24 protein-coding genes and 2 pseudogenes are annotated in these 26,929 nt (G+C 66.3%); 13 read left to right on the forward strand and 13 right to left on the reverse strand.

Annotated features, from left to right (window positions below; all coding sequences use genetic code 11):
* The coding region (locus tag E3O25_RS00400) for a response regulator transcription factor (protein ID WP_134360195.1) at nt 1-461 on the reverse strand (461 nt) is incomplete at its 3' end.
* Between the two features lie 67 nt (nt 462-528).
* Here E3O25_RS00400 and E3O25_RS00405 point away from each other — a divergent pair.
* A complete protein-coding gene (locus tag E3O25_RS00405) occupies nt 529-1,488 on the forward strand; it encodes an HNH endonuclease signature motif containing protein (RefSeq protein WP_134360196.1) in 960 nt (319 codons plus the stop codon).
* A gap of 85 nt (nt 1,489-1,573) precedes the next feature.
* Here E3O25_RS00405 and E3O25_RS00410 read toward each other — a convergent pair whose 3' ends face one another.
* On the reverse strand, nt 1,574-2,857 hold the full coding sequence (locus E3O25_RS00410; protein ID WP_134360197.1) for a HAMP domain-containing sensor histidine kinase: 1,284 nt from the start codon (nt 2,855-2,857) through the stop codon (nt 1,574-1,576).
* Nucleotides 2,858-3,080: 223 nt separating this feature from the next.
* On the opposite strand from E3O25_RS00410, the gene E3O25_RS00415 reads away from it, so the two are divergent.
* Both E3O25_RS00415 and E3O25_RS00420 read left to right on the forward strand, forming a co-directional pair.
* Complete coding sequence (locus E3O25_RS00415) at nt 3,081-4,538, forward strand: beta-propeller fold lactonase family protein (protein WP_166805928.1); 1,458 nt, start codon at nt 3,081-3,083, stop codon at nt 4,536-4,538.
* Nucleotides 4,539-4,569: 31 nt separating this feature from the next.
* Nucleotides 4,570-5,631 (forward strand): hypothetical protein, encoded by a 1,062-nt coding sequence (locus E3O25_RS00420; RefSeq protein ID WP_134360199.1) that lies wholly within the window; start codon nt 4,570-4,572, stop codon nt 5,629-5,631.
* Between the two features lie 98 nt (nt 5,632-5,729).
* On the opposite strand, the gene E3O25_RS00425 is transcribed toward E3O25_RS00420, so the two are convergent.
* On the reverse strand, nt 5,730-6,248 hold the full coding sequence (locus tag E3O25_RS00425) for a hypothetical protein (protein ID WP_134360200.1): 519 nt from the start codon (nt 6,246-6,248) through the stop codon (nt 5,730-5,732).
* A 445-nt stretch (nt 6,249-6,693) separates the two neighbouring features.
* On the opposite strand from E3O25_RS00425, the gene E3O25_RS00430 reads away from it, so the two are divergent.
* A complete protein-coding gene (locus E3O25_RS00430; RefSeq protein ID WP_134360201.1) occupies nt 6,694-8,145 on the forward strand; it encodes an amidohydrolase in 1,452 nt (483 codons plus the stop codon).
* Nucleotides 8,146-8,152: 7 nt separating this feature from the next.
* Here the strand turns inward: E3O25_RS00430 and pstB are convergent, their stop codons facing one another.
* The 8 genes from pstB to E3O25_RS00470 all read right to left on the reverse strand — a co-directional run bounded on the left by pstB (nt 8,153) and on the right by E3O25_RS00470 (nt 17,845).
* Nucleotides 8,153-8,932, reverse strand: coding sequence for a phosphate ABC transporter ATP-binding protein PstB (gene pstB / locus E3O25_RS00435; protein ID WP_092112225.1), 780 nt, complete (start codon nt 8,930-8,932; stop codon nt 8,153-8,155).
* Between the two features lie 35 nt (nt 8,933-8,967).
* Nucleotides 8,968-10,056: a phosphate ABC transporter permease PstA gene (pstA, locus tag E3O25_RS00440; protein WP_092112227.1), complete on the reverse strand. Its 1,089-nt coding sequence runs from the start codon at nt 10,054-10,056 to the stop codon at nt 8,968-8,970.
* The gene (gene pstC, locus E3O25_RS00445) at nt 10,056-10,997 is read right to left on the reverse strand and encodes a phosphate ABC transporter permease subunit PstC (protein ID WP_092112229.1); all 942 of its coding nucleotides are present in this window, start codon (nt 10,995-10,997) and stop codon (nt 10,056-10,058) included. The genes pstA and pstC overlap by 1 nt, the downstream gene beginning before the upstream one ends.
* Before the next feature lie 157 nt (nt 10,998-11,154).
* Nucleotides 11,155-12,240 (reverse strand): phosphate ABC transporter substrate-binding protein PstS, encoded by a 1,086-nt coding sequence (pstS, locus tag E3O25_RS00450; protein ID WP_092112231.1) that lies wholly within the window; start codon nt 12,238-12,240, stop codon nt 11,155-11,157.
* A gap of 148 nt (nt 12,241-12,388) precedes the next feature.
* Nucleotides 12,389-13,330, reverse strand: coding sequence for an NUDIX domain-containing protein (locus tag E3O25_RS00455; protein ID WP_134360202.1), 942 nt, complete (start codon nt 13,328-13,330; stop codon nt 12,389-12,391).
* Nucleotides 13,330-15,501, reverse strand: a complete 2,172-nt coding sequence (locus tag E3O25_RS00460) for an RNA degradosome polyphosphate kinase (RefSeq protein ID WP_092112235.1) — start codon at nt 15,499-15,501, stop codon at nt 13,330-13,332. The genes E3O25_RS00455 and E3O25_RS00460 overlap by 1 nt, the downstream gene beginning before the upstream one ends.
* Nucleotides 15,502-16,080: 579 nt before the next feature.
* The gene (gene mshD / locus E3O25_RS00465) at nt 16,081-17,184 is read right to left on the reverse strand and encodes a mycothiol synthase (RefSeq protein WP_166805929.1); all 1,104 of its coding nucleotides are present in this window, start codon (nt 17,182-17,184) and stop codon (nt 16,081-16,083) included.
* On the reverse strand, nt 17,153-17,845 hold the full coding sequence (locus E3O25_RS00470; protein ID WP_092112239.1) for a response regulator transcription factor: 693 nt from the start codon (nt 17,843-17,845) through the stop codon (nt 17,153-17,155). Before E3O25_RS00470 ends, mshD begins: the two co-directional genes overlap by 32 nt.
* Before the next feature lie 72 nt (nt 17,846-17,917).
* On the opposite strand from E3O25_RS00470, the gene E3O25_RS00475 reads away from it, so the two are divergent.
* The 5 genes and pseudogenes from E3O25_RS00475 (at nt 17,918) to E3O25_RS00490 (ending at nt 21,956) form a co-directional block, all read left to right on the forward strand.
* Nucleotides 17,918-18,172: a hypothetical protein gene (locus tag E3O25_RS00475; protein ID WP_092112241.1), complete on the forward strand. Its 255-nt coding sequence runs from the start codon at nt 17,918-17,920 to the stop codon at nt 18,170-18,172.
* A 141-nt stretch (nt 18,173-18,313) separates the two neighbouring features.
* A pseudogene (locus tag E3O25_RS17800) lies at nt 18,314-18,508 on the forward strand (FABP family protein); the annotation flags it as partial.
* A 351-nt stretch (nt 18,509-18,859) separates the two neighbouring features.
* Nucleotides 18,860-19,252: pseudogene (locus E3O25_RS17805) on the forward strand (FABP family protein); the annotation flags it as partial.
* A 311-nt stretch (nt 19,253-19,563) separates the two neighbouring features.
* The gene (locus E3O25_RS00485; protein ID WP_134360205.1) at nt 19,564-21,045 is read left to right on the forward strand and encodes a folate-binding protein YgfZ; all 1,482 of its coding nucleotides are present in this window, start codon (nt 19,564-19,566) and stop codon (nt 21,043-21,045) included.
* Nucleotides 21,046-21,203: 158 nt separating this feature from the next.
* Nucleotides 21,204-21,956 (forward strand): phosphoglyceromutase, encoded by a 753-nt coding sequence (locus E3O25_RS00490; RefSeq protein ID WP_092112247.1) that lies wholly within the window; start codon nt 21,204-21,206, stop codon nt 21,954-21,956.
* 611 nt (nt 21,957-22,567) lie between these two features.
* On the opposite strand, the gene phoU is transcribed toward E3O25_RS00490, so the two are convergent.
* Entirely contained in the window at nt 22,568-23,224 is a 657-nt protein-coding gene (gene phoU, locus E3O25_RS00495) for a phosphate signaling complex protein PhoU (RefSeq protein WP_092112249.1), read from the reverse strand.
* A 179-nt stretch (nt 23,225-23,403) separates the two neighbouring features.
* On the opposite strand from phoU, the gene E3O25_RS00500 reads away from it, so the two are divergent.
* Together E3O25_RS00500 and E3O25_RS00505 are read left to right on the forward strand one after the other, a co-directional pair.
* Entirely contained in the window at nt 23,404-24,594 is a 1,191-nt protein-coding gene (locus E3O25_RS00500; protein WP_092112251.1) for a cell wall metabolism sensor histidine kinase WalK, read from the forward strand.
* The gene (locus E3O25_RS00505) at nt 24,591-25,274 is read left to right on the forward strand and encodes a response regulator transcription factor (protein WP_092112253.1); all 684 of its coding nucleotides are present in this window, start codon (nt 24,591-24,593) and stop codon (nt 25,272-25,274) included. Before E3O25_RS00500 ends, E3O25_RS00505 begins: the two co-directional genes overlap by 4 nt.
* 110 nt (nt 25,275-25,384) lie before the next feature.
* On the opposite strand, the gene E3O25_RS00510 is transcribed toward E3O25_RS00505, so the two are convergent.
* Nucleotides 25,385-25,912: a hypothetical protein gene (locus E3O25_RS00510; protein WP_092112255.1), complete on the reverse strand. Its 528-nt coding sequence runs from the start codon at nt 25,910-25,912 to the stop codon at nt 25,385-25,387.
* A 169-nt stretch (nt 25,913-26,081) separates the two neighbouring features.
* Here E3O25_RS00510 and E3O25_RS00515 point away from each other — a divergent pair, with 169 nt between their 5' ends.
* Both E3O25_RS00515 and E3O25_RS00520 read left to right on the forward strand, forming a co-directional pair.
* The gene (locus E3O25_RS00515) at nt 26,082-26,564 is read left to right on the forward strand and encodes a CarD family transcriptional regulator (RefSeq protein ID WP_134360206.1); all 483 of its coding nucleotides are present in this window, start codon (nt 26,082-26,084) and stop codon (nt 26,562-26,564) included.
* A gap of 92 nt (nt 26,565-26,656) precedes the next feature.
* Nucleotides 26,657-26,929: 2-C-methyl-D-erythritol 4-phosphate cytidylyltransferase (locus E3O25_RS00520; protein ID WP_166805930.1), on the forward strand; the 273-nt coding region annotated here is incomplete at its 3' end.

The raw sequence follows: 26,929 nt of genomic DNA on the forward strand, positions 1-26,929 counted from the left end.
TGGGGCCCGGGCGTGGGCGTGAGCCCGGGCGCGGCCTGGAACCCCGGCGCGGCCTGGAGCCCGGGCGCGGCCGCCCGGGGCTCAATCACGTTCGGCGCTCGCCGCAGCACCGCGTCGATGCGGGCGCGCAGCTCGCCGGTGCGAAACGGTTTGGCTACGAAGTCGTCGGCGCCGGCGCTGAGGCCGCGCACGACGTCAACCTCGTCGAAGCGCGCCGAGATCATGATGATGCTGCGCGTGCTGAGCAGGCGAATGCGTTTGAGGGTTTCGAAGCCGTCCATGCCGGGCATGTTCACGTCGAGGGTCGTCAGCGTCGGAGCGTGGAGGCGCACGAGTTCGACGCCCTCGGCGCCGGTGCCGGCGAGCAACACCTCGAAACCGGCCTCGATGAGGATGGCTGCGATCACCTCGCGCACATCCGCATCGTCTTCGATGACCACCGCGATGCGGTCAGTATTCACGGTGCCCCCCCGATTTCACTACCGGTAACTCTATCGACCCGGCCGCGCTCGCCGGACGCGCCCTCGCGTGCGTCCGCTGGAATGGCAGGCCCGGCTCGATCCCGACGGCATCGCCCCCAACGAGGAGGAGGTGGAGGCGAAGAGCACGCTGACGTTCGGGCTGCTGCGCAACGGGCTCTACCCGCTCCGGGCCAACGTCACCCCCGAACTTCGCGGCATCATGGACACCCTCTTCGACAGCCACCTGTCGGCGAGGTCGCGCACACCACGGTTTGAACCCACCGACCCGGCCGACCCGGCCGAACCGGCCGAACCGGCCGACGGAACCGCCACCGCCCTGGAGGGACTTGACAGCGACGGCCTGAGTACTGACGGTGAGCGTTGTAGTGCCGACCCCTTCGCCGGCGACACCCGCTACGACGGCGACGACCGCACCGCCGGCGAGAAACGGGCCGACGTTCTCCTGTCGGTGTTCGAAGCGGCCGCCCGCGACCCGAAGACTCCGACCATGGGCGGCGCGGCCCCCACCGTGATGATCCATGTGAACGCCACTGACCTCGACAACGAACGCGGGGTCGGCTGGATCGACGGCATCGAAGCGCCCATCTCGATGCGCCGAGTCAAAGAAACCATCTGCACCGGCGGCTCCCAAAAGGTCATCTTCGGCGATAACGGTGCCGTGCTCTACCTCGGCGACCAAGTACGCTGCTTCACCCCCAAACAACGAGCCGCCATCGCCGCCCGCGACGGAGGGTGCATCATCCCCGGCTGCACCATCCCCGCCCGCTGGACCGAAGTGCACCACGTCATCCCCGTCGGCAAGGGTGGGCCGACCAACGTTGACAACGGATGCCTCCTCTGTTGGTTCCACCACCACACCATCGACACCAACGGCTGGCAGATTCGCATGATCAACGGCCGGCCGCAGGTGCGTGGCCCACTGCTCTGGGACCCGACCCAAACCTGGCGCCCCGCTCAAAGCCACCGCGCCAACGCCCCGGCCGCCGATCCGCCCTGGCGCACCTGAGATCATGCAAGCGCTCCATCTGCCGCCGGTTGCTGTTCAGGATTGCCCGTCTGTGCTGACGATGCGCATTCCCGCGGTGCAACGGCTAGCCGAGCGTGGCGCTGTTCATCCCAGACAACCGTGTGGGCACCGGAACCTGCACGAGCGGCAGGGTCAGTTCAAACCGGCTGCCGGCCGACGACGATTCGACCAGGCGCATGTCGCCGCCGTGCCGCCGGGCGATGTCGCGGCTGATGCCGAGGCCGAGCCCCGAGCCTTGCTGCGCCAACCGCCGTGCCGATGCGGTGCGATAGTAGGGCTCGAACACGAGCGTGCGTTCGTGCGGAGCCATCCCGCATCCGCTGTCGGTGACGGCGAAGGTCACCGTGTCGAGCGTGCGGGTCTCGCTCACCACCACCGTGCCGCCGACCCGGTTGTATTTAATGGCATTGGTCAGCAGATTGTCGAGCACCTGCCGAATGCGGTTGGGGTCGACCTCGGCGAGCAACGTGTCGGAGGCGATCACGTCGATCGTCACGCCGCGCGCGTCGGCCGCAGCCCGGCTCGCCGCGAGGCAATTCTCGATAAGTGCGCGCAGGTCGCTCGTCGCAAAGGTGAGCCCGAGCAGGGCGGTGCCGGTGCTGCGCGCGTGCAGCAGATCGGCGAGGATTGTCTCCATCTGCTCGGCGTTGCGCACGATCACCCCGGCCCGCCGCGCAATCGTCTGCTCATCATGCGTGCCCAGCACGAGCTCGGCGTTGCCCAGAATATAGGTGAGCGGGGTGCGCAGCTCGTGTGTGACGGCCTCGATCAAGTCGTCGCGGGCCCGCACGGCCTGCTCGGTGAGCACAGTCTGAGCGGCCAGCTGCACCTTCTTACGACGGATGCGCGCCCCCGATACCCCCGCAGCCCCCGCCAGAATAAGCAGCGTCAGCGGGTAGGCCACGATGCGGGTGAAGTTGTCGGGATCGACGCCGCCGCTGTATTGGGAAACAAGGCCCGTGGGACTCGTGACGAGAATGAGGGCAATGGCGGCCAACACACCGCGCAGTCCGTGGGAGTAGGCGATCCAGATCATCGGCAGAATCAGCAGCAGGGCCCCGCCCGACAGCGTGGCGCCCTCCGCGTGTGCGGTCACCCTGATTCCGATCATGTCGGCGAACGGCAGCAGCACTGAAAACCGCTGCAGGGTGGGGTGGTTGCGCCAGATTGCGGTGACCAGGGTGACCAGGGCAATAAGGCCGGCGCCGGCGGCGTAGAGACGCGGGTTGAGGGCATCCGGTTGGCTGAGCAATACCGCGGTACCCACGATGATCAGGGCGCCGAACACCACGCCCTGAAATTCCCAGAGCGAGCGACCACTGTGGTGACCTGGTCGAGGGAAGAGCATGGCCCCAGCCTATGGTTCTGAGCGGCCAAACTTGGCTAAATGCCCCGATCAGGGGTCAAGAAAACTTGGGACAATGCTGTGCCTTGTCGGGCGGAATCTGCTGACAATCCTGAGCCTGCTTCGGAATGCTGGGGTATGCACTCCTAACGCACCACCTGCCGCTGATCATCTTCGATGCTGCGCCGCGCAAAAAATTGTTCGACCTCCAATGAAAGCAGAACCCATGAAGAAGCGCATTCTGGTCACCACGGCCGCGGCGACCCTGGCGGCATCCGTCTTGATTGTGCCGGCCGCCTGGGCGGCACCCGGGGTGGTGACCGCGGGCACGGCCATCTCGGTGGGTTCAGCGCCCATCGATGTGGCGTTCAGTCCCGACGGCACCCACGCCTACGTGACGAACTACGATTCCAACACCATTTCGTTCATCAACGCCGGCAATGACGAAGTGTATGACTCCCTCGAACTGCCCGGATCACCGCGATCGATCGCGATCAGCCCCGATGGCGGCACCGCCTACGTCACGATGCCGGCTGCTGAAGGGGTAGCGATCATCGCCCTGGACACCGGGGCGGTCGGCACGCTGAAGGTCTTTGGCAACCCCACGTCGGTGGCGTTCAGTCCCCTGGGAAACGTTGCCTATGTGACCAACGAGTTCGACTCCACCGTCGCTGTGATCGACGTGGCCGAAGGCCGAGTCGTCGACACCATCCCTGTGGGCCTGGAACCACGTGACGTGGCGTTCAGCCCCGACGGAGCCGTGGCCTACGTAGCAAACTACGGGGCGGCCACCGTGTCGGTCATCGATACCCAGGGCGCAGCGGTGAGCAAAACCATCGACCTGGAAAGCAGCCGCACGAGCGCTGTCGCCTTCGCCCCGAACGGTGAGACGGCCTACGTCTCGCATGAAATGGGTGGCGTATCGATCATCGACGTCGCCACGGCCACCTACTCCGGCGCTGGCTTCGCGGCGGGCGGGAGCCCCTCAGCGGTTGCGGTGAGCCCCGACGGCAACAGCGTCTACGTGACCAATCGCAGCGACAACACGGTGTCGGTGTTCGACGTCGCCAGCAACTCGGTCACCGAGACCGTCGGCGTCGGCTTCGAGCCGCTCGCAGTCGCCTTCAGCCCCACCGGCACCGTTGCGTACGTCGTGAACATCTCCGACTACACGGTGACGCCGCTCACGCGAACATTCTCGTCGAACGCCACGGCGTCGGTGTCATCGGCTGTGACGCCGGGAATCTTCACGACCTGGCTATCAGACGTGAATTTTGAGGCTGTCCCGTTCTCGCATGCCGAGCAGACGACCACTTCGGGGGCCCTGCTGGTCGTCGATGACCAGACCGGGCTGCTGGCCGGCTGGAACGTGACGCTGCAGTCATCCGCTTTGGTGTGGACGAGCCCGAGTGCATCCGTAAACGCTGCCCGTGATATCCCGGCGGGAAACCTCACGGTGGCTCCGGCGAACGAGGTTTCGAACGTCGCGGGGGAGCCCTTCAGCGGTGCGTCGCTGGGCGGTAGCGCGGCCCTCGATTCGGCTGTGAGTGTGCTGTCGGCTCCGGCCGGCGCGGGAAGCGGCTCATATGAGCTCGCGCTGGCCTTCAGCCTCGCCATTCCGGCGAACGCTCCCACCGGTAACTACGCGGGAACCCTGACCACGACGTTTGCCGCGGCGCCGTAGCCGTCTCGCCCCCTCCACACGAAAGCCTTCCATGCGCACTTTCATTCGCCCGCTATACCGCGGCCTCATCACCGCCGTCGCCGTCGCGACCCTCGTCGCGGCCGGGCCGGTGCTCGGGGCGGGCGCCGCGGTATCCGTTGTGCCCATGATTCTGCAAGCGGATGCCCCACCGCTCGGCCTGGTCGCGCTCGAGCAGAACGGCTCGTTTTTCGAAGCCACAATTGCGGCGGGCTCTGCACAGACATTCGACGTCGACCGAATCAACCCGAACGATTCGGTCGTCGCCGCGCGCACCTATGTGGGGGTCGTGTCGACGATCGTGAACGGCGGGTTTGGGGCCGCCGACTCCACGGCCGTCGCCAGCGGGGCGTCGACCTGGGTGGACTACCCCGCCGAGACGCTCACGCTGCAGCCGCAGCAGCACAACGCCGGCACGTTCACGGTGGCGGTTCCGGCCAACACAGCGCCGGGACAGTATGTGAGCAGCATTGTGCTCGAAAATGCAGTCGCTGACGCCGGCACGGGGCAGCTGGCGCTCGCTCGCATCACCCGGCAGGCGGTGGCCATCTCGATTCGCGTGCCGGGCGCCTTGCAGCCGGCGTTCTCGCTCGGGCGGGCGTCGCTGGGCGAGACCGCCGGCTTGTCCGTGGTTTCGGTGAACACGTCGAACGACGGCAACCAGCATCTTGCGCCCGAGGGCACGATGACGGTGTCGTCTCACGGGGAGGTCATCAGCACGCACCCGATCACGATGGGCTCCTTGTGCGCTGGCATGTCCACACAGGTCGCCGTCACGCTCGGCAGTCAACTGGCACCGGGCGACTACACGATGTCGCTCACGCTGACGGACCCACTGACCGGGGTCGCGGCATCCGTTCTTGATGTGCCGTTGTCTGTTGCCGTGCCCGACCTGTTCGAGCAGGGCACGCAGCTGTTTGCGCCAATCACGGGGCTGGTGCCGCCGGTGTTCACGCCGCTGCTGATTGGGCTGATCGTGGCCGGAGTGCTCGGCCTGCTCGCGGTCGGCACCCTGGGCGTGCGCCGCCTGGTGCTGCGGCACCGGGCCCGCGTCGTGGTGCAGCCCGTCAGCTGAACCGCGCTCGCGGCACCCGTTAGCGCTGGCGGCACCCCTACGTAGGAGTGCCCGCTTCTGCAACGAGTGCCGCGAGGGTGCCGGGGCCGGACGAACGGCTAGGCCGTGACGCGCCGGCGCTTCACCACGCTCGCGGTGGCCAGGGCGAGCCCGAGCAGCAGGGCGGCGGCTCCGCCCCAGATCAGCGCGGACGGTGCCGCGTACCCCGCCGAGGCGAGGCGAGTGGTGCTCGAGTCGGCGCCGATCAGGGTGATGGCGGCCGAGCCGGCGCGAGCGGTCTGGGCGCCCGTGACGGTGGCGGTCTGCGAGCCGACGGCCGTGGCGGGCAATACCACTGTGAGGCTCACCGCGCCCGCGTCATTCACGGTTGCGGTCGGTGCCTTCACGGCGCCCATGCTCAACTTGGGGGCGCCGGAGAGGGTGATTTTGGCGCTCGAGTCGTCGGGAAACGAGCCCGGTTCGGCCGTGACCGTCACGGTTCCGCCGGGGGTGGGTTCTCCCGTTACCGTCACGGTCACCCCGCCGCCGGGAACGTATTCGACAGCGGATGCCGCGGCCGGCACCGCAAAAATGGCGAGAGCGGCGAGGGCGGTGATGGCGATGAACTTCTTGGGCATTTGCGAATTCCTGTCAGCATGGTCGATCGTGCTGGTGCCGCGTTTCGGCACCAAGGGCCATACCGTAGCGAGCTTCACCGTAGATATCTACGCTTAATTGACAAATTGTCACCTTCTCGTAATCCCTGTTAGGCTTCCGGGCCGCGGCTCGACCCCGCTGCGCTGGAGTTGCGCCGCCCGCGCAGCGGCGCAGGTCCCGCGCGGGGTGAAAATGTTGGTCGTGGAGGCCGACGAACGCCGCCGCCCGCCCGCGCACCTGCCTGGGCACCTCCGCCGCCGTCCCGGGCCCACCTTATGGACACGGGCCCAGTTTCTAAACTGGGCCCGTGGACGGGGCCCAGGCCCCGTCCAGAGTGCAACCCGCATGGAGCCGCCTGCTGGCCCCGAGCAGCCCCGCACCCACCCGCCTGTAGGGTGGCAAGAACCCTCGACCGAAAGCCGCGCCATGCCCGACCTCGTTCTGCGCTCTGTCCTGCAGCCCGGCGACACCACGCCCTCCGACGTGCACATCGCCAAGGGGGTCATCACCCAGATCGTGCCGCACAACACCCAAACGGATGCCCCCACCCTCGACGGCCGCACCATCATCCCCGGCCTCTGGGACGAGCACGTGCACATGACCCAGTGGGCACTCGCCGGCGCGCGCATCGACCTTTCCGCTGCCGCCTCGGCGCGCGAGGCCCTCGAGATCGTGCGCGCCCAGATCCCCAGGAACACATCAACGATCGTCGGTGTGCGGTTCCGCGATGCCATCTGGGCCGACCAGCCCACGTTGCGCGGTCTCGATGAGGTGACGCAGGGGCATCCGACCGCCTTGATCAGCCACGACCTGCACTGTGTCTGGCTGAACAGCGCGGCGGCGGAGCGCTTCAACGTGCACGTCGACGCGTCCGGACTGCTGCGCGAACAGGCCGCGTTCGACCTCACGATCGCGCTCGGCCAGCTGCCCGACGCCGAGGTCGACTCGCTCACCGCCCAAGCAGCAACCCGCGCGGCCGCCCGCGGCGTGGTCGGCGTCGTCGACTTCGAGATGACCTGGAACCCAGGCGTCTGGCAGCGCCGCATCGCCGCCGGATTCGACACGCTGCGAGTCGACGCCGGCATCTACCTCGCCGACCTCGACCGCGCACTAGCCGAGCGGATGCACACCGGCCAGCCGATCGCAGACACCCATGGCCTGCTCACCGTGGGGCCGCTCAAGCTGCTCATCGACGGATCCCTGAACACCCGCACGGCATTCTGCGTCGAGGAATACCCCGTCGGCGGGCACGGCGTGCTCGCCGTCACCGAAGATGAGCTCACCGAGATTCTGCTGCAAGCGCAGGGCGCCGGGCTGCTGCCCGCCGTGCACGCCATCGGCGACGCCGCCAACACGGTTGCCCTGAACGCCTTCGAGCGCGCCGCCGTCACCGGCCGCATCGAACACGCCCAGTTTCTGCAGTCCGCCGATTTCGCCCGCTTCGCCCGCCTCGGCGTCATCGCGAGCGTGCAACCGGAACATGCCCTCGACGACCGCGACACGGTCGAACTCAATTGGCCGGCCGGCGCCGACCGTGTCTTCGCCCTGCGCTCCCTGCTCGACGCGGACGCCACCCTCGCCTTCGGATCCGACGCCCCCGTCGCCCCCCTCGACCCGTTCACCGCCATGAGCGCCGCGACCTCCCGCGCCCGCAGCGACGCCCGCGCGCCCTGGCGCCCCGAGCAGATCATCTCCCGCAGTCAGGCTCTCGCCGCCTCAGCTCGGGGGCGCACCCGCCTGCACGTCGGCGATGTGGCCGACATCGCCATCCTCGACGGCGATCCGCTCACGGTCTCCGACGCCCTCTTCGAGCGGATGCCGGTGGCCGCCACCCTGCTAGCCGGTCGCCCCACCCACGGCGCGGCCCTTCTGGCCTAGGAAAGACCTACCCGAACCGCCCCGACACGTAGTCTTCGGTGGCCTGCACGCTCGGGTTCGAGAAGATCGTGGTGGTGTCGTCGTACTCGATGAGCTTGCCCGGCTTGCCGGTGCCCGCGATGTTGAAGAATGCGGTGCGATCCGACACGCGCGAGGCCTGCTGCATGTTGTGCGTCACGATCACGATCGTGTACTCGCTCTTCATCTCCTCGATGAGGTCCTCAATGGCCAGCGTCGAGATGGGGTCGAGCGCGGAGCAGGGCTCGTCCATCAGAATCACGTCGGGCTCGACCGCAATCGCGCGGGCGATGCACAGGCGCTGCTGCTGTCCACCCGAGAGCCCCGATCCGGGACGCGCCAGGCGGTCCTTGACCTCGTTCCACAGGTTTGCACCGCGGAGGGCTTTTTCGGTGAGGTCGTCGGCATCCGTTTTGCTCATGCGACGGTTGTTGAGCTTCAGGCCGGCCAGCACGTTGTCCTGAATCGACATCGTCGGAAACGGGTTGGGCCGCTGAAAGACCATGCCCACCTGGCGGCGCACGAGCACCGGGTCGACGCCCGGACCGTACAGGTTGTTGCCATCGATGAGCACTTCACCCTCAACGCGCGCGCCGGGGATGACCTCGTGCATGCGGTTGAGCGTGCGAATGAAGGTCGACTTTCCGCATCCACTGGGCCCGATGAACGCGGTCACCGTGCGCGGCTCAATGACGATCGAGACGCCTTCGACGGCCAGAAAATTGCTGTAATACACGTTGAGGTCGTTAACTTCGATGCGCTTGGACATAAGTCCCTTTCTACGATCTTTCTAAAGCGGGAGTGTTAGCGGCCCAGCTTGGGCGAGAACCAGTGGGCGATCAGACGAGCGAGTCCGTTGAGCACCATGACGATCACGATCAGGGTGAGCGCTCCGGCCCAGGCCCGATCGATGAACGCCTGCGAATCCGCGCCCTGGTTGGCGTACTGCGTGTACACGAACACCGGCAGCGTCATCATGCGCTCTCCGAACAGGTCGTAATTCATGCTCGACGTGAAGCCGGCGATGATCAGCAGCGGCGCGGTCTCGCCGATCACGCGGGCGATCGACAGCATCACACCGGTGACGATTCCGGCAATGGATGTCGGCAGCACCACCTTAAGGATGGTCAGCCACTTCGGCACCCCCAGTGCAAACGCCGCCTCGCGCAGTTCGTTCGGCACCAGTTTGAGCATCTCTTCGCTCGAGCGCACCACCACCGGAATCATCAGCACTGACAGCGCGATCGATCCACCGAATCCAAAGCGGATGCCCGGGTCGTCAAACAGCAGCGCGAACAGCGCGAAGGCGAACAGTCCCGCAACGATCGAGGGGATTCCGGTCATCACGTCGACAAAGAAGGTGATGGCGCGGGCCAGCCGGCCGCGACCGTATTCTACGAGGTAGATCGACGCGAGCAGCCCGATCGGCACCGAGATGAGCGTGGCCATGCCGGTTACCATGAGCGTGCCGATAATGGCGTGCAGCACGCCGCCGCCCGCGCCCACCACGTTGCGCTGCGAAGAGGTGAAGAACGTCGGCGTCAGAAACGCGGGCAGCCCGTTGACCACTGTGGTGTAGACGATCGACACGAGCGGCAGCAGCGCAATGACGAACGCGGCGGTCACGAGCGCCGTCATCAGCCGGTCCTTGGCCTTGCGTGAGCCCTCCACCAGACGGGACAACACGTAGATGGCGACGCAGTACAGCACCGTGCCGAAGACGACCGTGCCGACGATGTTGAACCCGTCGACGTTGCCCGACAGAAAGAGCATCGCGAAGAAGGCGGCCGACACGGCCCAGCTGGCCAGCAGAATCCACAGCGACGAACGTCGGGGCAGTTTGCCGGCGGTGAGCGAATTGGTGAGCGGCGTGGCGTCCAGAACGGATGTCATCAGTTGGCTCCCGAAAATGCCTTACGGCTGTTGATGATGGCGCGGGCCAGCATGTTCACGATGAGGGTGACCACGAAGAGCATGAGACCGGTCGCGAGCAGAATGTTGACGCCGACGCCGTTAGCCTCGGGAAAGTTCAGCGCGATGTTCGAGGCGATCGTATTGGAGTTCTGGGAGGTGAGCAGTTGAAAGATGACCTCGCGACTGGGGGAGAGCACCATGGCCACGGCCATCGTCTCGCCGAGGGCGCGGCCGAGGCCCAGCATCGATGCCGAGATGATGCCGGGCAGCCCGAACGGCAGCACGGCCATGCGGATCATCTCCCAGCGGGTGGCGCCGAGGGCCAGGGCAGCTTCCTCGTGCAGCAGCGGTGTCTGCAGAAAGATCTCACGGCAGATGGCGGTGATGATCGGCAAAATCATGACGGCGAGCACGATGGCCACCGTGAAGATGGTGCGCCCCGTGCCCGAAACCGGGCCGGCGAAGGGAGCGAACCAGCCGAACCAGTCCACGAGGTTGGTGTAGAAGGGCTGCACGAGCGGAGCCAGCACGCCGATGCCCCAGAGGCCGAACACGACCGACGGAACGGCGGCGAGCAGGTCGATGAGGTACCCAAGGCCCTGCGCGAGCCGGCGCGGGGCGAAGTGCGAGATGAACAGGGCGATGCCGATGGCGACCGGCACGGCCATGATCAACGCCAGGATAGCCGCGTAGATGGTACCGAAGATGAGCGGGCCGACATAGGACCAGAAGTTCGTCGTGTCTCCGCTGAATTCGGCCGGGTCGGCGACGAACGCCGGAAGGCTTTCCACCAGCAGAAAGATCGCGACGGCGGCGAGAACGGCCAGAATCAGGCTGCCGGCAATGAGGGTGGCCGAGGAGAAGATGCGGTCGCCCGGGCGTTGCCTGGCCTTGATGGTCGTGGCGGCAACTGTGGTCATGCCGGTCTCCTAAATAGCGTCAAACTGAAGCGTTGAACTCGTGAAAATGTGCGAAAACGGGGTGTGTGGCGGCTGGACGCAAATGGCCGTAGACCCCAGTCTGCCCGATCCGCCCCCGCAGATGTGCGAGAACGGACCGGGCAGGTGTGTTCGGGTGCTACTTGACGGTCGCGAGAACCGCGGCGACGTTGGCTTCGAGTTCGGCCGTCAGCGGTGCAACGCCGGCGGCGTCTTTAGCAACGGTCTGTCCGGCGGCGCTGGCGATGTACTCGATGTACGCCTTGACGAGCTCGCCCTGGGCGGCATCGGCGTACTCGTTGCACACGATCGCGTAGCTCACCAGAACCAGCGGGTATTCCGCCGGGTTGGTGGTCTTGCGGTTCAGGTCGAGCGCGAGGTCATCGGCTGCGCGGTCGGCCACGAGGGGCGATCCGGCGACAACCTCAGCGGCAGCTTCGGGGGTGTAAGCGACGAAGTCCTCGCCGACCTGGAGCTTGGCGGTGCTGAGATCGCCGGCTTGCGAAGCGTCGGCGTAGCCGATCATGTTCGTGCCGTTGGTGACAGCGTCAACAACGCCCGAGGTGCCCTTGGCGCCTTCACCGGGGAACGGGAAGGTGTCAGAGGCCTTCTCGGTCCACACGGTCTCGGCAGCCTGGCCGAGGTAGTCGGTGAAGTTCTTGGTGGTTCCCGAGTCATCCGAGCGGTGCACGGCGTTGATCGTTGCAGAGGGCAACGTTGCGTCGGGGTTCAGCGCAACGATGGCAGCGTCATCCCAGGTCGTGATAGCGCCGGAGAAGATCTTGGCGAGCGTGTCAGCATCGATGTTCAGTTCGTCAACGCCGTCAACGTTGAAGATCACGGCGATGGGGGAGATGTAGACCGGAAGGTCGACAGCCTTGGTGCCGGGAACGCAGGAGGCGAATTCGCCGGCGAGCTCTTCGGTGCTCATGTAGGAGTCGCTACCGGCGAAGTCGGTGCCGCCTTCGATGAAGGCCTTTCGGCCGCCACCCGAGCCGGAGGGCTCATAGTTGATGGTGACGCCGGTGTTGGCGGTCTGGAAGCCGGCGATCCAGGCCTGCTGGGCGGCATCCATCGAAGACGCGCCTGCGCCGTTGAGCGTGCCGGTGAGCGTGCTGGCCGGTGCGTCGTCCGCGGGGGCGGCTTCGTTTGCTGCACAGGACGAGAGTGCGAGGCCTGCGGCAATGGCGATGACCGCGGGGCGGCCGAAACGCTTGAAGTTCACGTGTAATCCCTTTCGAGGGTTTGACAAGACTGTGTTTTGCTGATGCAAGCCAGGTGCTGGCCCATGAAAGAGGTTAAGCAAACGAAGTAACGCGCCACCGTCCTGTTGGTAAACGGAAGGTAAACGCAAGATAACGCTTGCAGCAAAATCAGGCGGTCGCGGGGTACGTCTCGATGGCCAGGATGCCCGCGGCCGGGTTCTCCGCAGAGAGGTGCACGATCGAGAACCCGCCGGTGTCGAGGTCGGCCGCGTCGAACAACGCGGTCGACGTCTGCGAGCCCGTCGCCAGCGCGATCTCGCGCATGATCTCCGGCAGCACCGGTCCGTGGCTGCACAGCACGGCCGTTTTGCGGGCCCGCACCCGTTTGCCGACGATGCTGCGAACATCCGCTTCGCCGCTTTCGAGGGCGTCCTGGCTGATCAGATCGGTCTGCTTGATCGGGATGCCCGTGGCAGCAGCCAGCGGAGCCACCGTCGTGACGCACCGCGTTGCCGTGCTCGAGATGATGCGCAGCGGGCGCCACGCGGTGACCGTGTCGACCAGGCTTGCCGCCTGCGACACCCCGCGGGCGGTGAGCGGGCGACGCGCGTCGGGGCCGCTACCGGTGCGCGGGGCGGCCTTACCGTGCCGCAGCGCGATGACCGCGAACGTGCGGGTCACCCCGGCATCGACCAACGACGAGAACGTCTCGAGAATCTCGACATCCGCCGGGTAGCTCAGATAGGTGCGGGCCTTCTTAATGGTGACCCATTCGATGGCGGCGACCTCGCCGTTCGGCACGAAGGTCGACTTGGCGATCGCTTCCGGCGTGATCTCGGCGGCCCAGTAGTGCACGATCTTGGTGCGCCCGTCGGGCATGGCATAGTGCGACACCCCGAGCGGAACCCCGAGGGCCACGGCCAGCCCGGTCTCTTCCTCGACCTCGCGCACGGCGGTGCGGGGCAGTGACTCGCCCGGATCCACCTTGCCCTTGGGAATGGTGACGTCGCCGTGCACCGTGCGGTGGATCAGCAGCACGTGCATTCGGCCGTCGATCAATCGCCAGCAGACAGCGCCGGCGGCATACACATCGGTCGATTTAACAGCCATCAACGACGCCCGGCCGGCCGTTTGCGCGCACTGATCTGCTGCATCAGCTTGTTCTGCATGTCGCTGAGGTGCACGCCGTGCTCATCGACGTCGTGCCGGGTCCAGTGGCCGGTCTCGTCAAGCCACCAGCTCGACGTGCGGGCGTCCATCGCCCGTTCGAACAGCGCCTCAATCTCCACCAGGTGTTCCGGGTCGACCAGACGCACGAGCGCCTCCACCCGGCGGTCGAGGTTGCGGTGCATCATGTCGGCGCTGCCGATATACACCTGCGTCTCGCCGAGGTTGTGAAAGGAGAACAGGCGGGAGTGCTCGAGGTAACGGCCGAGAATCGACCGCACCCTGATGTTCTCGCTCATGCCCGTGACGCCCGGCTTGAGGCTGCAGATGCCACGCACCCAGACGTCGACGTGCACGCCGGCCTGGCTGGCCCGGTACAGGGCGTCGATGATGTCCTCGTCGACCATCGAGTTCACCTTGATGCGGATGCCGCTGGTCTTGCCCTCGAGCGCGTTGGCCGTTTCCATCGCGATCTGCTTGAGCAGGGCTTTGCGCAGGTGCAGCGGAGCCACCAGCAACCGCTTGAACTTCTTCTCAATCGCGTAACCCGACAATTCGTTGAACAGGCGGGTGAGGTCTTTGCCGACCTGGGCATCCGCTGTCAGTAGCCCGAGGTCTTCGTAGATGCGACTGGTTTTCGGGTTGTAATTGCCGGTGCCGATGTGGCTGTAGTGCCGCAGCACACCCTTCTCGTAGCGCACCACGAGGGCGAGCTTGCAGTGCGTCTTCAGGCCGACCAGCCCGTAGACCACGTGCACGCCGGCCTTCTCGAGCTTGCGCGCCCAGGTGATGTTCGCCTGCTCATCGAAGCGGGCCTTGATCTCGACCAGGGCCAGCACCTGCTTGCCGCTGTCGGCGGCCGCGATGAGCGCCTCAACGATGGGGCTGTCGCCGCTCGTGCGGTACAGCGTCTGCTTGATGGCGAGCACGTTCGGGTCGGCCGCGGCCTGCTCCAGAAACGCCTGCACGCTCGTGGCGAACGACTCGTACGGGTGGTGCAGCAGCACGTCGCGCCGCGCGACCGCAGCGAAGATGTCCTGTTCGGCGTTCGGCTCGCTCGGCAGCAGCTGGGCCGCCGTCGTCGGAACGTGCTTGACGAAGTGCAGGTCAGGGCGGTCGATGCGCAGGTCGAACAGCCCGCCGAGGTCGAGCGGAGCGGGCAGGTGGTAGACCTCCTGCTCGGTCACGTCGAGCTCACGCACGAGCAGGCCGAGGGTGACCTCGTCCATGTCCTCGGTGATTTCGAGGCGAATGGGCGGTCCGAACCGGCGACGCAGCAGCTCCTTCTCGAGCGCTTTGATCAGGTTCTCGGTCTCGTCTTCGTCGATCTCGACGTCTTCGTTGCGGGTGACCCGAAACACGTGGTGTTCCAGAATCTCCATGCCGGGGAACAGGTCGCCGAGCTGGTTGGCGATGAGATCTTCCAGCGCGATATAGCGGATGCGCTCCACCGATTCGCTGCGGTCCACCCGCACAAAGCGCGGCAGCATCGGCGGCACCTTGAGCCGGGCGAACTCCTGCTTGCCGGTCTTGGTGTTGCGCACTCGCACGGCCAGGTTGAGCGAGAGGCCGGAGATATAGGGGAACGGATGTGCTGGGTCGACCGCGAGGGGCATCAGCACCGGAAAGATCTGGTTCGAGAAGTAGGTGCGCAGCGAGCGGCGGTCGGAGTCGCCGAGGCTCTGCCAGTCGACGACGTCGACGCCGGCCGCGGCGAGGGCGGGCCGCACGAGGCTCTGGAAGGCGAGCGCGTGGCGGTCCTGCAGGGCGTGGGCGGCCGCCGAGATGTCGCTCAGAACGTCTTGTGGGGCGCGGCCCACGTTGGTCGGCACGGCCAGGCCGGTGAGGATGCGACGCTTGAGGCCGGCGACCCGCACCATGAAGAATTCGTCGAGGTTGCTGGCGAAGATGGCGAGAAAGTTGGTGCGTTCAAGCACAGGCAGCGACTCGTCCTCGGCCAGTTCGAGCACCCGCTGGTTAAAGGCGAGCCAGCTCAGCTCGCGGTCGAGGTAACGGTCGTCGGGCAGAGTTGGGTCGAGTTTTTCGATCAGGGGTTCAAAATCGTCGTCGAAGTCTGTGAGACCCGAGTCTGCTTGGGTAGTTTCGCCGTCCATCTGTCCATCCTGACATCCTTGGTCATGTCACCGCGACGAACCGGGTGAACGTCAGGCGAAATATTCTCAGAGGTCTTGCTTTTTCGGCGTGCCGGCTCGGTATTTTGCTCCGTGTTACGCCCCCGGGGTCGCCGGCGGGTTCCGCTGGTGGCTAATTCAGGAAACTCCGGCGCCGGTGCGGGGCTGCCGGTGGCCAACTCAGGAATTCCAGGCGTCAGTGAGGGGCTTCTGGTGGCTAATTCAGGAATTCCGGGGCGCGGGTGCGGGGCTTCTGGTGGCTAATTCAGGAATTCCAGGCGTCAGTGCGGGGCTTCTGGTGGCTAATTCAGGAAATCCGGGGCGCGGGTGCCCGCAGTGCCAATGATTTCGGGCCCGACGGGCCGGGCAGCCGGCCTATCTCCTGAATTAGCCCCTCTTCTTTGCGCATAACTCCTGCAATTCGCGTCCTGAGAGTTTTACACCCGCGGAATCACGCGGAACTTGCGGCGGCCCCTGAGAATCTGCAGGACTCATGCCCAGGTGCTGCAGCCGGGTACCTCGCAGACCCGGGCTGGGCAGCCGGCCCGCCGACCCGTGCTCTCAGGCCGTCAGGCGCCGGTATTGCACATCAACCGTGTGGTCGGCGAACCCGAGGTCCCGGTACAGGTGCACGGGGCCGAGGCTGTCGGCCTCCACATAGAGCGCGGCAATGGTGCAGCCGGCGTCGGTCAGACGCTGCAGTCCGGCCTGCATGAGCGCGCGCCCGAGTCCGCGACCAGCGCCATCCGGATGCACCCCGACCACATAAATCTCGCCGATCGCCCCCTCCACCTTGAGCCAGTTGTAGCCGATCAGTCGGCCGGCGGCATCGCGCAGCAGTAGAAAGTCCTCGGGGTTGAACCACGATTCGGCCTGCCGCGCCGTGAGGTCGGCTTCGGTCATCGCGCCCTGTTCCGGGTGCGTCGCAAACACCAGCGCGTTAAGCGCCACCCATTCGGCGTCGTCGATTCCCGCGCGAAACGCCGTGATCGTCTCGCCCCCCGCCAGAGCGGATGCCCCCGCCCCCGCTGCGCCGGCAACCAACGGCTTCCGCAGCTCCAGCAAAGTGCGGGCGGCGACGAATCGAAGCTCGGTCGCGAGGGCCCGGGCCGCCGGGTGATCACCGTGCGACCAGGCGGTCAGGCCGTTCGGTTCGGTCGCGGCCAGTTCGCGAACAGCCTCGCGGCCGTAGCCGCGGCGCCGATATTCCGGGCGGATCACGAGGTCGATCTCCCCGCGTCCGCCGAGCGCAGCCCCGACGACGAGCATGTCCGCCACGCCGCCGCTTTCTGCGACGCCGCCGCTTTCTGCGACGCCGCCGCTTTCTGCGACGCCGTCCCCAATGTCGTTGGTCGAGCCTGCCGAGACCGCAATTCCGCGAACGTGAGCGGTCTCGAAATCGGTCCCATCTGCGCCCGGGTCCAAACGCTCGCCGACCCCGTCAGCTCCGTCCCCAATGTCGTTGGTCGAGCCTGCCGAGACCGCAATTCCGGGAACCGTCACCAAATAGGCGGTACGCAGGCCGGCTTGCAGGTCATACAGCGCCTGCTCATTGAACGGCGCGTACCCGTCGAACGCGAGCGCGGCGGCGGCGACGCGGTGGAAGGAAGCCAGCCCCGCGGCATCCGCTGCACTAAGCGCGGAAAGAATTCGGAACTCGTTCATCGTTCTCGTCGTGCACATTGAACCGGTAACCCACGTTGCGAACGGTGCCGATGAGCGACTCCTGATCGCCGAGCTTGGCCCGCAGGCGCCGCACGTGCACGTCGACCGTGCGGGTGCCGCCGAAGTAGTCGTAGCCCCAGACCTCGCTCAGCAGCTGTTCGCGGGTGAACACGCGCGACGGATGCGCCGCCAGAAAGCGCAGCAGCTCGAACTCCTTATAGGTGAGGTCGAGCGGCTTGCCGTGCACCTTCGCCGAATAGCTCGCCTCGTCGATGACGACTCCGGCCGCGCGAATCGTGTTCGACGGCGAGGTTTGGGCGAGGCGGCCAGCGGTCAAGCGGATGCGCGCATCCACTTCGGCGGGCCCGGCCGTGTCGAGGATGACATCGTCGACGCCCCAATCGGGGCTGACCGCCGCGAGGCCGCCCTCGGTGATCACGAGCAGCAGGGGAGTGGAACTGCCCATGGTGTGCAAAATCTGGCAGAGCGACTTGGCCGCGGCAAGATTGCTGCGCGCGTCGACCAGAATGAGGTCCGAATCGGGGGCGTTGATGAGCTGATCAGCTTGGGCAGGAATGAGCCGCGCGCTGTGCGACAACAGTGCCAGAGCGGGGAGTACGTCATTGTTGGCCGCCGAGGTCAAGATCAACAACTGCGCCACGGGCGCCCTCCAAGTATCTCGAATTTCATACTAGCGTGCCATGGAATGCGGGCGGTCAGGCACAATAGAGACGTGAACTGGCACTGGAAAACGATTGCAACCGTGTGGGTACTGGCGATTGTGGGCGCCGTTCTCACCGCGATTTTGGCCACTCCGGCCTCCGCGATCGGCTGGATCAGTCTGACCCTGGCCGTCTGCACCCTAGTAACCCTCGGCCTGCAGATCGCTACCCGCAGCAAAGAGGGTTACGTCAAACGGGTCACGATGAGCGTCACCGGGGCCCTGGTCATTCTCGTGGTGGCGACCGTCATCGTCGCCCTGGTCTGACAGTCCCACTAGACTCGCAGCATGGATCTGTTAGCGCTAGAACTTTTCTTCCTCGGCCTGTTGGGGCTCGCCAGCCTGTCGATCGCCTGGGTTTCCGGCATCGTCGTTTTCAAGCTGTTCCGGGGGCAGCGGTAAGTCCGCATGTTTGACCTCCCGGTCGGTTTGCCGTCCGAACTTGTTCCACTCTCCTGGCTAATCGGAGTCTGGGAAGGCTCCGGCGTACTCGAATACAAGATCGGCGATGAATCGGTCAGCCGCACCTTTGGCCACCGCATTAGCTTCAGCCACGACGGTCTGCCGCACCTGAACTACAGTTCCTACACCTGGCTTGAACCCGCTTCTGCAGCGGATGCCGCCGCCGGGTCCGCCTCCGGTACGAACGCCGCCGAAGCGGATGCCTCCGGTTCGGCCGCCGTCGGGAGCGCCGCCCCTGGAACAGACGCTGCCGGAACAGACGCTGCCGGAACAGACGCCTCCGGAGCGCACGCTGCCGTAGCAGCAGATGCCACCTCCTCCGCGAACTCCGCCGATACGCACGCCGCTTCGGGATCGGGCGCTGCCTCCGAAACGAACGCCGCCGAAGCCGACGCCGCTTCCGGAGCGGACGCCGCCTCCGGAGCGGACGCCGCGGCATCCGCTGAAGAGAGCGCGTCGGTGCTGCCGCCCGAGATGTTCTCGGACGAGCGGATCCCGCTGGTCACGGAAACCGGTTATTGGCGGCTGAGCCGTCACCAGGGTGATGGCGACCCGGGGCCCGGCATGCTGCCTGGAAGCGGCGAGCGGCCGTTCACCTCCGCTGCGGCCGTGGAAACGTTGCGCAATCGTGATGGCGGGTTCGACATTGAGGTCACGCTCGTACACCCCGGCGGCGTCGCTGAGTTGTATCTCGGGCAGGTCAAGGGTCCGCGCATAGACCTCGCAACGGATGCCGTGCTGCGCACCGCGGGTGCCAAGCCCTATGCGGCCGCGACGCGCCTCTACGGCCTCGTCGACAATCACCTGCTCTGGGCCTGGGACATCGCCGCCCTCGGCCAGGACCTGCGCACCCACGCTTCCGGCCGCCTGGCCCGGGTGCAGTAGCCCCCGCCTTTCTTTTTTGGACGGGGCCCGGGCCCCGTCCCGGGGCCCAGTTTATAAACTGGCCCCGCGGCTATAAGGTGGGCCCGCCCCCGGGGCCCGCCGCCCGCCCGCCGCCCGCCCCGAATCCCGGAGTTCCTGCCCCTTCTTTCCGGGCCCGGGCCCGGAAACCGGGACCATGATCGAACGTGGGCCCGGTTCCCAAAGGTGGTCCCGACGACCCGGCCCGCCCCCGAATAAATTGTGCAGACGTACTGTTGATACCGAAGAACCCCGCAGCCGCCCCTCAACCCGGGCCGGCAGAATTGAGCGCCATGACTGACCAGGCACCAACCGTCTCCCCGCTTCTGACCCTGCCCGGTGCGGTTCAGGCTGAAGGAATCGACGCCGGCGTCGCCGCCCACTACGGCAACCCCATGATCGAGCAGCGCACCCTCGCCGCCGCACGCGCCATCGTCGACCTGTCCCACCGCGGCGTGCTCTCCGTCTCCGGCCCCGACCGTCTCACCTGGCTCAACTCCATCGCCAGCCAGGAGCTGAAAAGCGTGAAACCCGGCGAATCCACCGAGATGCTGCTGCTCGACCCCACCGGACGCCTCGAATACGCCATCCGCGTGCTCGACGACGGCGTCGAAACCTGGCTCCTGGTCGAAGCCGCCGAGCTGCCCGGCCTCCACAAGTTCCTCGACCGCATGAAGTTCATGTTGCGCGTCCAGGTCGTCGACCACACCCTCGCCTATGCCACGATCGGCGCCATGACGGATGCCCCCGCCACCGTCGGCCTCGCCGCCGCCGACCCGAACGGCGTGCCGCTCACCTGGTTGGACCCCTGGGCAGCCGTCGCTCGCGGTGGCTACCAGTACGCCGAAACCCCGGTGCACCCCGGAACCCTGTGGACCTACACCGAGACCCTCATTCCGCGCTCGAGCCTGCCCGCTTTGCGTGACGCTCTCGCCGAGGGCGCACTGCCAGCCGGTAGCATCGCGCCCGAAGCCGAAGCCGAAGCCGAAGCCGAAGCCGAAGCCGAAGCCGAAGCCGAAGCCGAAGCCGAAGCCGTGCCCGAAGCCGAAACCGTGCCCGAAGCCGAAGCCGAGGCCGAAGCCGGTCTAGTTAATGCCAACGCGCCCGCGCCGACCCTGGCTGACGCCGGCGCCCCCGCGCCCGCTCTAACCGGTGCCGAAGCACCCTGGCCGACCCTGGCCGACGAAACTACGCCCGCCCGCGCCGCCAAAACCCCGGCCTCACCCCCCGCCGCGGCATCCGCTTCGCCCGCGAAAATAACCCCCGCCGGACTCCTCGCCCTCGAAGCCCTGCGCATCGCCGCCTGGCGTCCGCGTCGGGCTCGCGAGGTCGACGAGAAGAGCATCCCGCACGAGCTGGACTGGCTGCGCACCGCCGTGCACCTCAACAAGGGCTGCTACCGAGGTCAGGAAACCGTCGCCAAGGTGCACAACCTCGGCCACCCGCCGCGCCGCCTGGTGATGCTGCACCTCGACGGATCCGAGGGTGTGCTCCCCGCCCCGGGGAACCCGGTGCAGGCCGACCGGCAGAGGCCCGAGTCAGAAGCCGAGCGCGTGACGGTCGGCACCATCACGTCGAGCGCCATCCACTACGAGCTCGGCCCGATCGCGCTCGCGGTCATCAAGCGCACCATTCCGGCCGCGTCGACGCTCTTCGTGCAGTCCGAGGGCATTTTCATCTCGGCCGCGCAGGAGATCATCGTGCCGCAGTCGGCCGGATCCGTCGCCGACATCCCCCGCCTGCCCCGCCTCGGCATCCGCACCCCGGGTCACTAGCTCGCGGCCATGATCGCGCCCGTCTTCGGTGGCTAATTCAGGTGATCTGCCGGTTCGGGGGTGGTTTTCGCGGGTGGCGGCATCCGTTTCGGTGGGTTTTCCTGAATTCGCCCCCGGGCGTGCCCGTGCGTGCAGAACACCCTCGATAGAGTGGGCACATGTCTGCCCCCTACACACTCGTCCTTCTCCGCCACGGCCAAAGCACCTGGAACCAGCAGAACCTGTTCACCGGCTGGGTGGACGTTCGCCTCAGCGAACAGGGCACGACCGAAGCCGCCCGCGCCGGCGTTCTCCTCAAGGATGCCGACCTGCTGCCGGACGTGCTGCACACCAGCCTGCTGTCCCGCGCAATCCAAACCGCGAACCTCGCGCTCGAAGAGGCCGACCGCATGTGGATTCCGGTGAAGCGCTCCTGGCGTCTCAACGAACGCCACTACGGCGGGCTTCAGGGCCTCGACAAGGCGGCCACTCAGGCCAAATTCGGCCAGGAACAGTTCATGCTGTGGCGCCGCTCCTACGACACCCCGCCGCCCGTGCTCGACGACTCGAGCGAGTTTTCGCAGGCGCACGACCCGCGCTACGCCGACCTCGGCCCCGATCTTCCCCGCACCGAATGCCTCAAGGACGTCGTCGAGCGGATGCTGCCCTACTGGCAGTCCGACATCGCACCCGACCTCCGCGCCGGCAAGACGGTGCTGGTGACGGCGCACGGTAACTCCCTGCGCGCCCTGGTCAAGCACCTCGACGGCATCAGCGACGCCGACATCGCCGAGCTGAACATCCCCACCGGCATTCCGCTCGTCTACCAGCTCGGCGAGGACCTCATGCCGCTCGGCCCCGGCCAGTACCTCGACCCCGAAGCCGCAGCAGCCGGCGCGGCCGCCGTCGCCGCCCAGGGTAACAAGAAGTAGCCGTCCCACCCGGGCCCGGCCGCCCCACCCATCTCATCTCACCCGGAACACCCGCCCACCCGGCCCACCGGGGTCGGTCGGCTCAGCCGCCTCGCCGGCTCAGCCGTCCCACCCGGTTCGCCGGCTCAGCTGCCCCCAGGCTCGTACAGGCCGCTGCTCGCGCATAACTCCCGCAATTTCCCGGCCGCGGCAGCAGGTCCCGCGTCATTCCGGGGCTGAACAATTGTCCAGATGCATATTGCAGGAGTTATGCGCGGGCCGCCGTGGCCAGTTCAGGAAATCCGCCGGCTGCGCGGCTCGTCGGACCGCAAATACAGGGATTGGTCGAGCCGCGGCATCCGGATTTCCTGCTTTAAGCACCAGATAGTCGCGTACCCCACGTGAAATGTGCCCAGAGCGGATACCCGGGAGTCTCTCGCGCACCACTCACGTCATGGCCGCGCCCGAAACGGGTGGCCGCTACGCCCGTTACCGTCGCGGCCACCCAGACCGGGCGCGGCCACCCAGACCGGGCGCGCCCAACCAAGCCGGGCGCGGCCATCCGCTGCGGCGACCACAGCGCATGCGCCCACACCAAGCGGATGCGCCAAACCTGCATCCGCCGTGAGCAATCAGGCGTTGTCGTCCGGGTGCCAGGCTCCGGTACCGAGGTACTGCACCTTCTTGGCGATCGAGACCGCGTGGTCGGCGAAACGCTCGTGGTACCGGCTCGCCAGGGTCGCGTCGACGGTGTCGGCCGCGAGACCCTTCCAGGTTTCACCGAGCACGGCCTCGAACACGCTCACGTGCAGGGCGTCGACCTTGTCGTCTTCATTGCGAATGGTCTCGGCGAGCTGCAGGTCCTGGGTGGTAAGCAGCTCGGTGAGCATATTCGCAATGACCACGTCGAGCGCGCCCATCTCGGCGAAGGTGCCGCGCAGGCTCTTGGGAATGACCTTGTCGGGAAAACGGTAGCGGGCCAGCTGGGCGATGTGGGTGGCGAGGTCGCCCATCCGCTCGAGGGAGGCGCTGATGCGCAGCGCACTGACCACGATGCGCAGGTCGCGCGCGACCGGCTGCTGGCGAGCAAGAATTGTGATGGCGAGTTCGTCGAGCTGCACCGACAGTTCGTCGATCTTCTCGTCTTCGGTGATGGCCTCTTCGGCGAGGCTCACATCGCTCTCGTTGAACGCGCGGGTGGCCTTGTCGATCGAGATCGCGACGAGGCGCGAAATGTCAACGATGCGCTGTTGAACTTCGGCAAGTTCCTGTTGGAATACATCGCGCATGGGGGTGATCCTTCCTCGCCGCGCGAACACGCACGATCGGTGAGGCCAGCATGACCCCGGTTTATGATGTCGAATTCAGGTTAACGGCAGGTGCCGCACACTTGAACACTTACTAAAGTACAGGGCGTCGGACGGGCGCGCTGTGAACGACGAGCGCAGACTGTCAGTAATCTGTAATTATGGAATCGACGTGGCTGGTGTTGCTGTCGTTGGCACTGGGGCTCGGTGTCGGCGCCGGGTTCGTGCTGCTGCTGCACGTCGCCGAGCGACACGGGCGACGCGCCTCCGAGGTCGTCAATCCGGCCGTGCCCGACGGTATCGATCAGGTGCTGGACGCCCTCGAGACCGCCGGTGTCGTGCTCGACCCGTCGAACAATGTGATCAAGACCAGTCCGGGCGCGCTCACCCTCGGCCTGGTCTGGAACCAGCAGCTCGTGCACCCGGAACTGCTCGAACTCGCCCGCCGGGTGCGGCAGACCGGCGAACCGATCAGCGAAGATCTCGTGCTCTCCCGCGGCCCGTTCGGCGACGCCAGCATGCGCTTTCGGGTGCGCCTGGCCCGGCTCGGCACGCGTTACGTGCTGCTGCTGGCCGAGGACCGCACCGAGGCTTTTCGCCTCGACGAGGTGCGCCGCGACTTCGTGGCCAATATCAGCCACGAACTCAAAACCCCCATCGCGTCCGTCGGGCTGCTCGCCGAAGCGCTCGACAAGGCAGCGGATGAGCCGGAGCAGGTTCGCCGCTTCGCCAACCGGTTGACGACAGAGTCGGCCAGACTCGGCCGCCTCACCCAGGAGATCATCGAGCTGTCCCGGCTGCAGGCGCAGGATGCCCTCGCCGAGCCGGAGAATCTCAGTGTCGACGACATCGTCGCCGCCGCGGTGGATCAGAGCCGGGTTGTCGCCGAGGCGGAACGCATCACCATCGTCATCGGAAAGAAGAGCGGCGCTCGCGTCTTCGGTGACGAAGCCCTGCTCACCGTGGCCGTGCACAACCTCGTCGCCAACGCGGTGAACTACTCGGCCGAGGGGTCGCGGGTCGGCGTCGGCGTGCGCCTGCAGAAGGGCATCGTCGAGATCACCGTGACCGACCAGGGCGTCGGCATCGCCGAAGCCGACCTCGACCGGGTGTTCGAGCGGTTTTTCCGCGTCGATCAGGCGCGCTCCCGGCACACCGGCGGCACCGGCCTCGGCCTCTCCATCGTCAAGCACGTCGTGCAGAACCACGGCGGCGACATCCGCGTCTGGTCGCAGCCCGGCAGCGGATCCACCTTCACCGTCCGCCTCCCCGAGGCGGCAGCGCCCGTCATCGAACCACGCCCGAACAAACCGCGACCGGTCGCCCGTGCGGCCGCAGGAGACACACTATGACACGCATCCTCTTGGTTGAAGACGAGAGCGCTTTGAGCGAGCCGCTGAGCTTTCTGCTCGAACGTGAGGGCTATGAGGTCGTCGTTGCCGAAGACGGACCGAGCGCGATCAGCGAATTCGACCAGAACGGCACCGACCTGATCCTGCTCGACCTGATGCTGCCCGGCATTCCGGGCACCGAGGTGTGCCGGGAGATTCGTACCCGCTCGACCGTTCCCATCATCATGCTCACCGCGAAGGATTCCGAGATCGACATCGTCGTGGGCCTCGAACTCGGCGCCGACGACTACGTCACCAAGCCGTATTCCACCCGCGAGCTGGTCGCCCGCATTCGCGCGGTGTTGCGCCGGCACGAGGATCAAAGCGCGACCGAGGCCGACAGCATGCTGGCGGCCGGTACGGTGCGCATGGACGTGGAGCGCCACGCAGTGACGGTGTCCGGCGAGCTCGTGAACATGCCGTTGAAAGAATTCGAACTGCTCGAGTTTCTGCTGCGCAACGCCGGGCGGGTGCTCACCCGCGGCCAGCTCATCGACCGGGTCTGGGGCACCGACTACTTCGGCGACACCAAAACTCTCGACGTGCACATTAAACGCATCCGCTCACGCATTGAAGCTGCGCCATCCGAGCCGGTCATGCTCGTCACCGTGCGCGGCCTCGGCTACCGCTTCGAAGCCTGAACCGGGCTGGCGGGCGCGAGGGGCGGCATCCGTTTCAAGTAGCTCGCGACGCAGACACAGTTCAGGCCGCCGTCCCCGAGGGGATGGCGGCCTGAACTGTGCGAGAACGGTTACGCGGCGGGCGTGGCCGTCGGGGTAGGAGTCTCGGAAGGTGTCTCTGTCGGCGCGATCGTCGGCAGCAGGCTCGAATACTCATCCTGCGTTCCGGCGAGCACGGGCAGCAGCAGCTCGACGCCGGTCTCCTCGCCGTACTGGAAGTACACCGGGAACAGCGAACCCGGCTGGCTGTCCATGTTCTCCAGAACCACCGAGGCCGCGCCGTCGGTTCCGAAGGTCACCGTGGTGTTGGCCTCGACCGGAACGTCTTGCGACACCTTGCCGGTGCTCGACTCGTACTGCACGCGCAAGCTCTGCAGGGTGTCGGTCGGGTTCACGACGGAGACGACCAGGTTGGCCAGCTCGCCGTCGGCCGAGAGCAGCAGGGCGTTGCGAATGTGAATGTCACCCACGTCGCCGCTGACACCGTCACTCGCGTTGTACTGAATCAGGGTGGCCTGCGGTGCGAAAAACCCGCACGCGCTTGTGCCCAACAGAATGCCAGCCGCCAATACAACGGATGCAGCGATGCGCGCTCTCACAAGACCTCCACTACTGAAGCAGCGCTCGGCGCGCTGCAGAAATTCGCTTTGTAACTAGCTTAGCGGCGTGTTTGGGCGCGTGAATGTCGGCGGCGGGCCTCGCGGGGGCGCGCGTACTGTACCACCTCTACGCTGTGGTATCTTAGAAGTTGCTGAAGGGATGACATCCATGCTGTTTGAGGTTGGCGAAACCGTCGTATATCCCCATCACGGCGCTGCGATGATCACCGAGGTGAAAACTCGCATCATCAAGGGTGAAGAGAAGCTGTACCTCAAGCTGAATGTCACCCAGGGCGATCTCACCATCGAGGTTCCCGCCGAAAACATCGACCTGGTCGGCGTGCGCGATGTGATCGGCAAAGAAGGCCTCGACAAGGTCTTCGAAGTGTTGCGCGCACCGTTCACCGAAGAGGCCACCAACTGGTCTCGCCGGTATAAGGCCAATCTTGAGAAACTCGCCAGCGGCGATGTGATCAAGGTGTCCGAGGTCGTGCGGGACCTGTGGCGCCGCGACCAGGACCGCGGACTGTCGGCCGGCGAGAAGCGCATGCTGGCCAAGGCTCGTCAAATTCTGATCAGCGAGCTGGCCCTCGCCGAGAAAACCGACGAAGAGAAGGCATCCACTGTTCTCGACGAGATCCTCGCTTCCTAACCACTTCTTTTCGTGAGGGGCGGCGCCGCAAGGTGCCGCCTTTTGCATGTTCGTCTCCCATTGCCTGATCCCCAGATAGATACCCTCAAGTCATGACTGTTTCCCCGGCATCACCCGCAGCGCCCACGGTCGCCGTCATCGTCGTCGCTGCCGGCAGCGGAACCCGCCTCGGCCACGCCGAACCCAAAGCATTCGTTTTGCTGCATATGCGCCCCCTGCTCGACCACGCCCTGGATTCCATTTTCGGCATGAACGAATCGGTGCAGGTCGTCGTCGTCGTCCCCGGCGATCGGGTAGCGGATGCCCACGCTCTCGCCGCCCGCGCCGCCGCCCGCCACGGGGCCCCCGCGTCGGCCGGGCCCGGC

It is taken from the genome of Cryobacterium sp. TMT1-3, from assembly GCF_004402315.1.
Taxonomy (GTDB): domain Bacteria; phylum Actinomycetota; class Actinomycetes; order Actinomycetales; family Microbacteriaceae; genus Cryobacterium; species Cryobacterium luteum.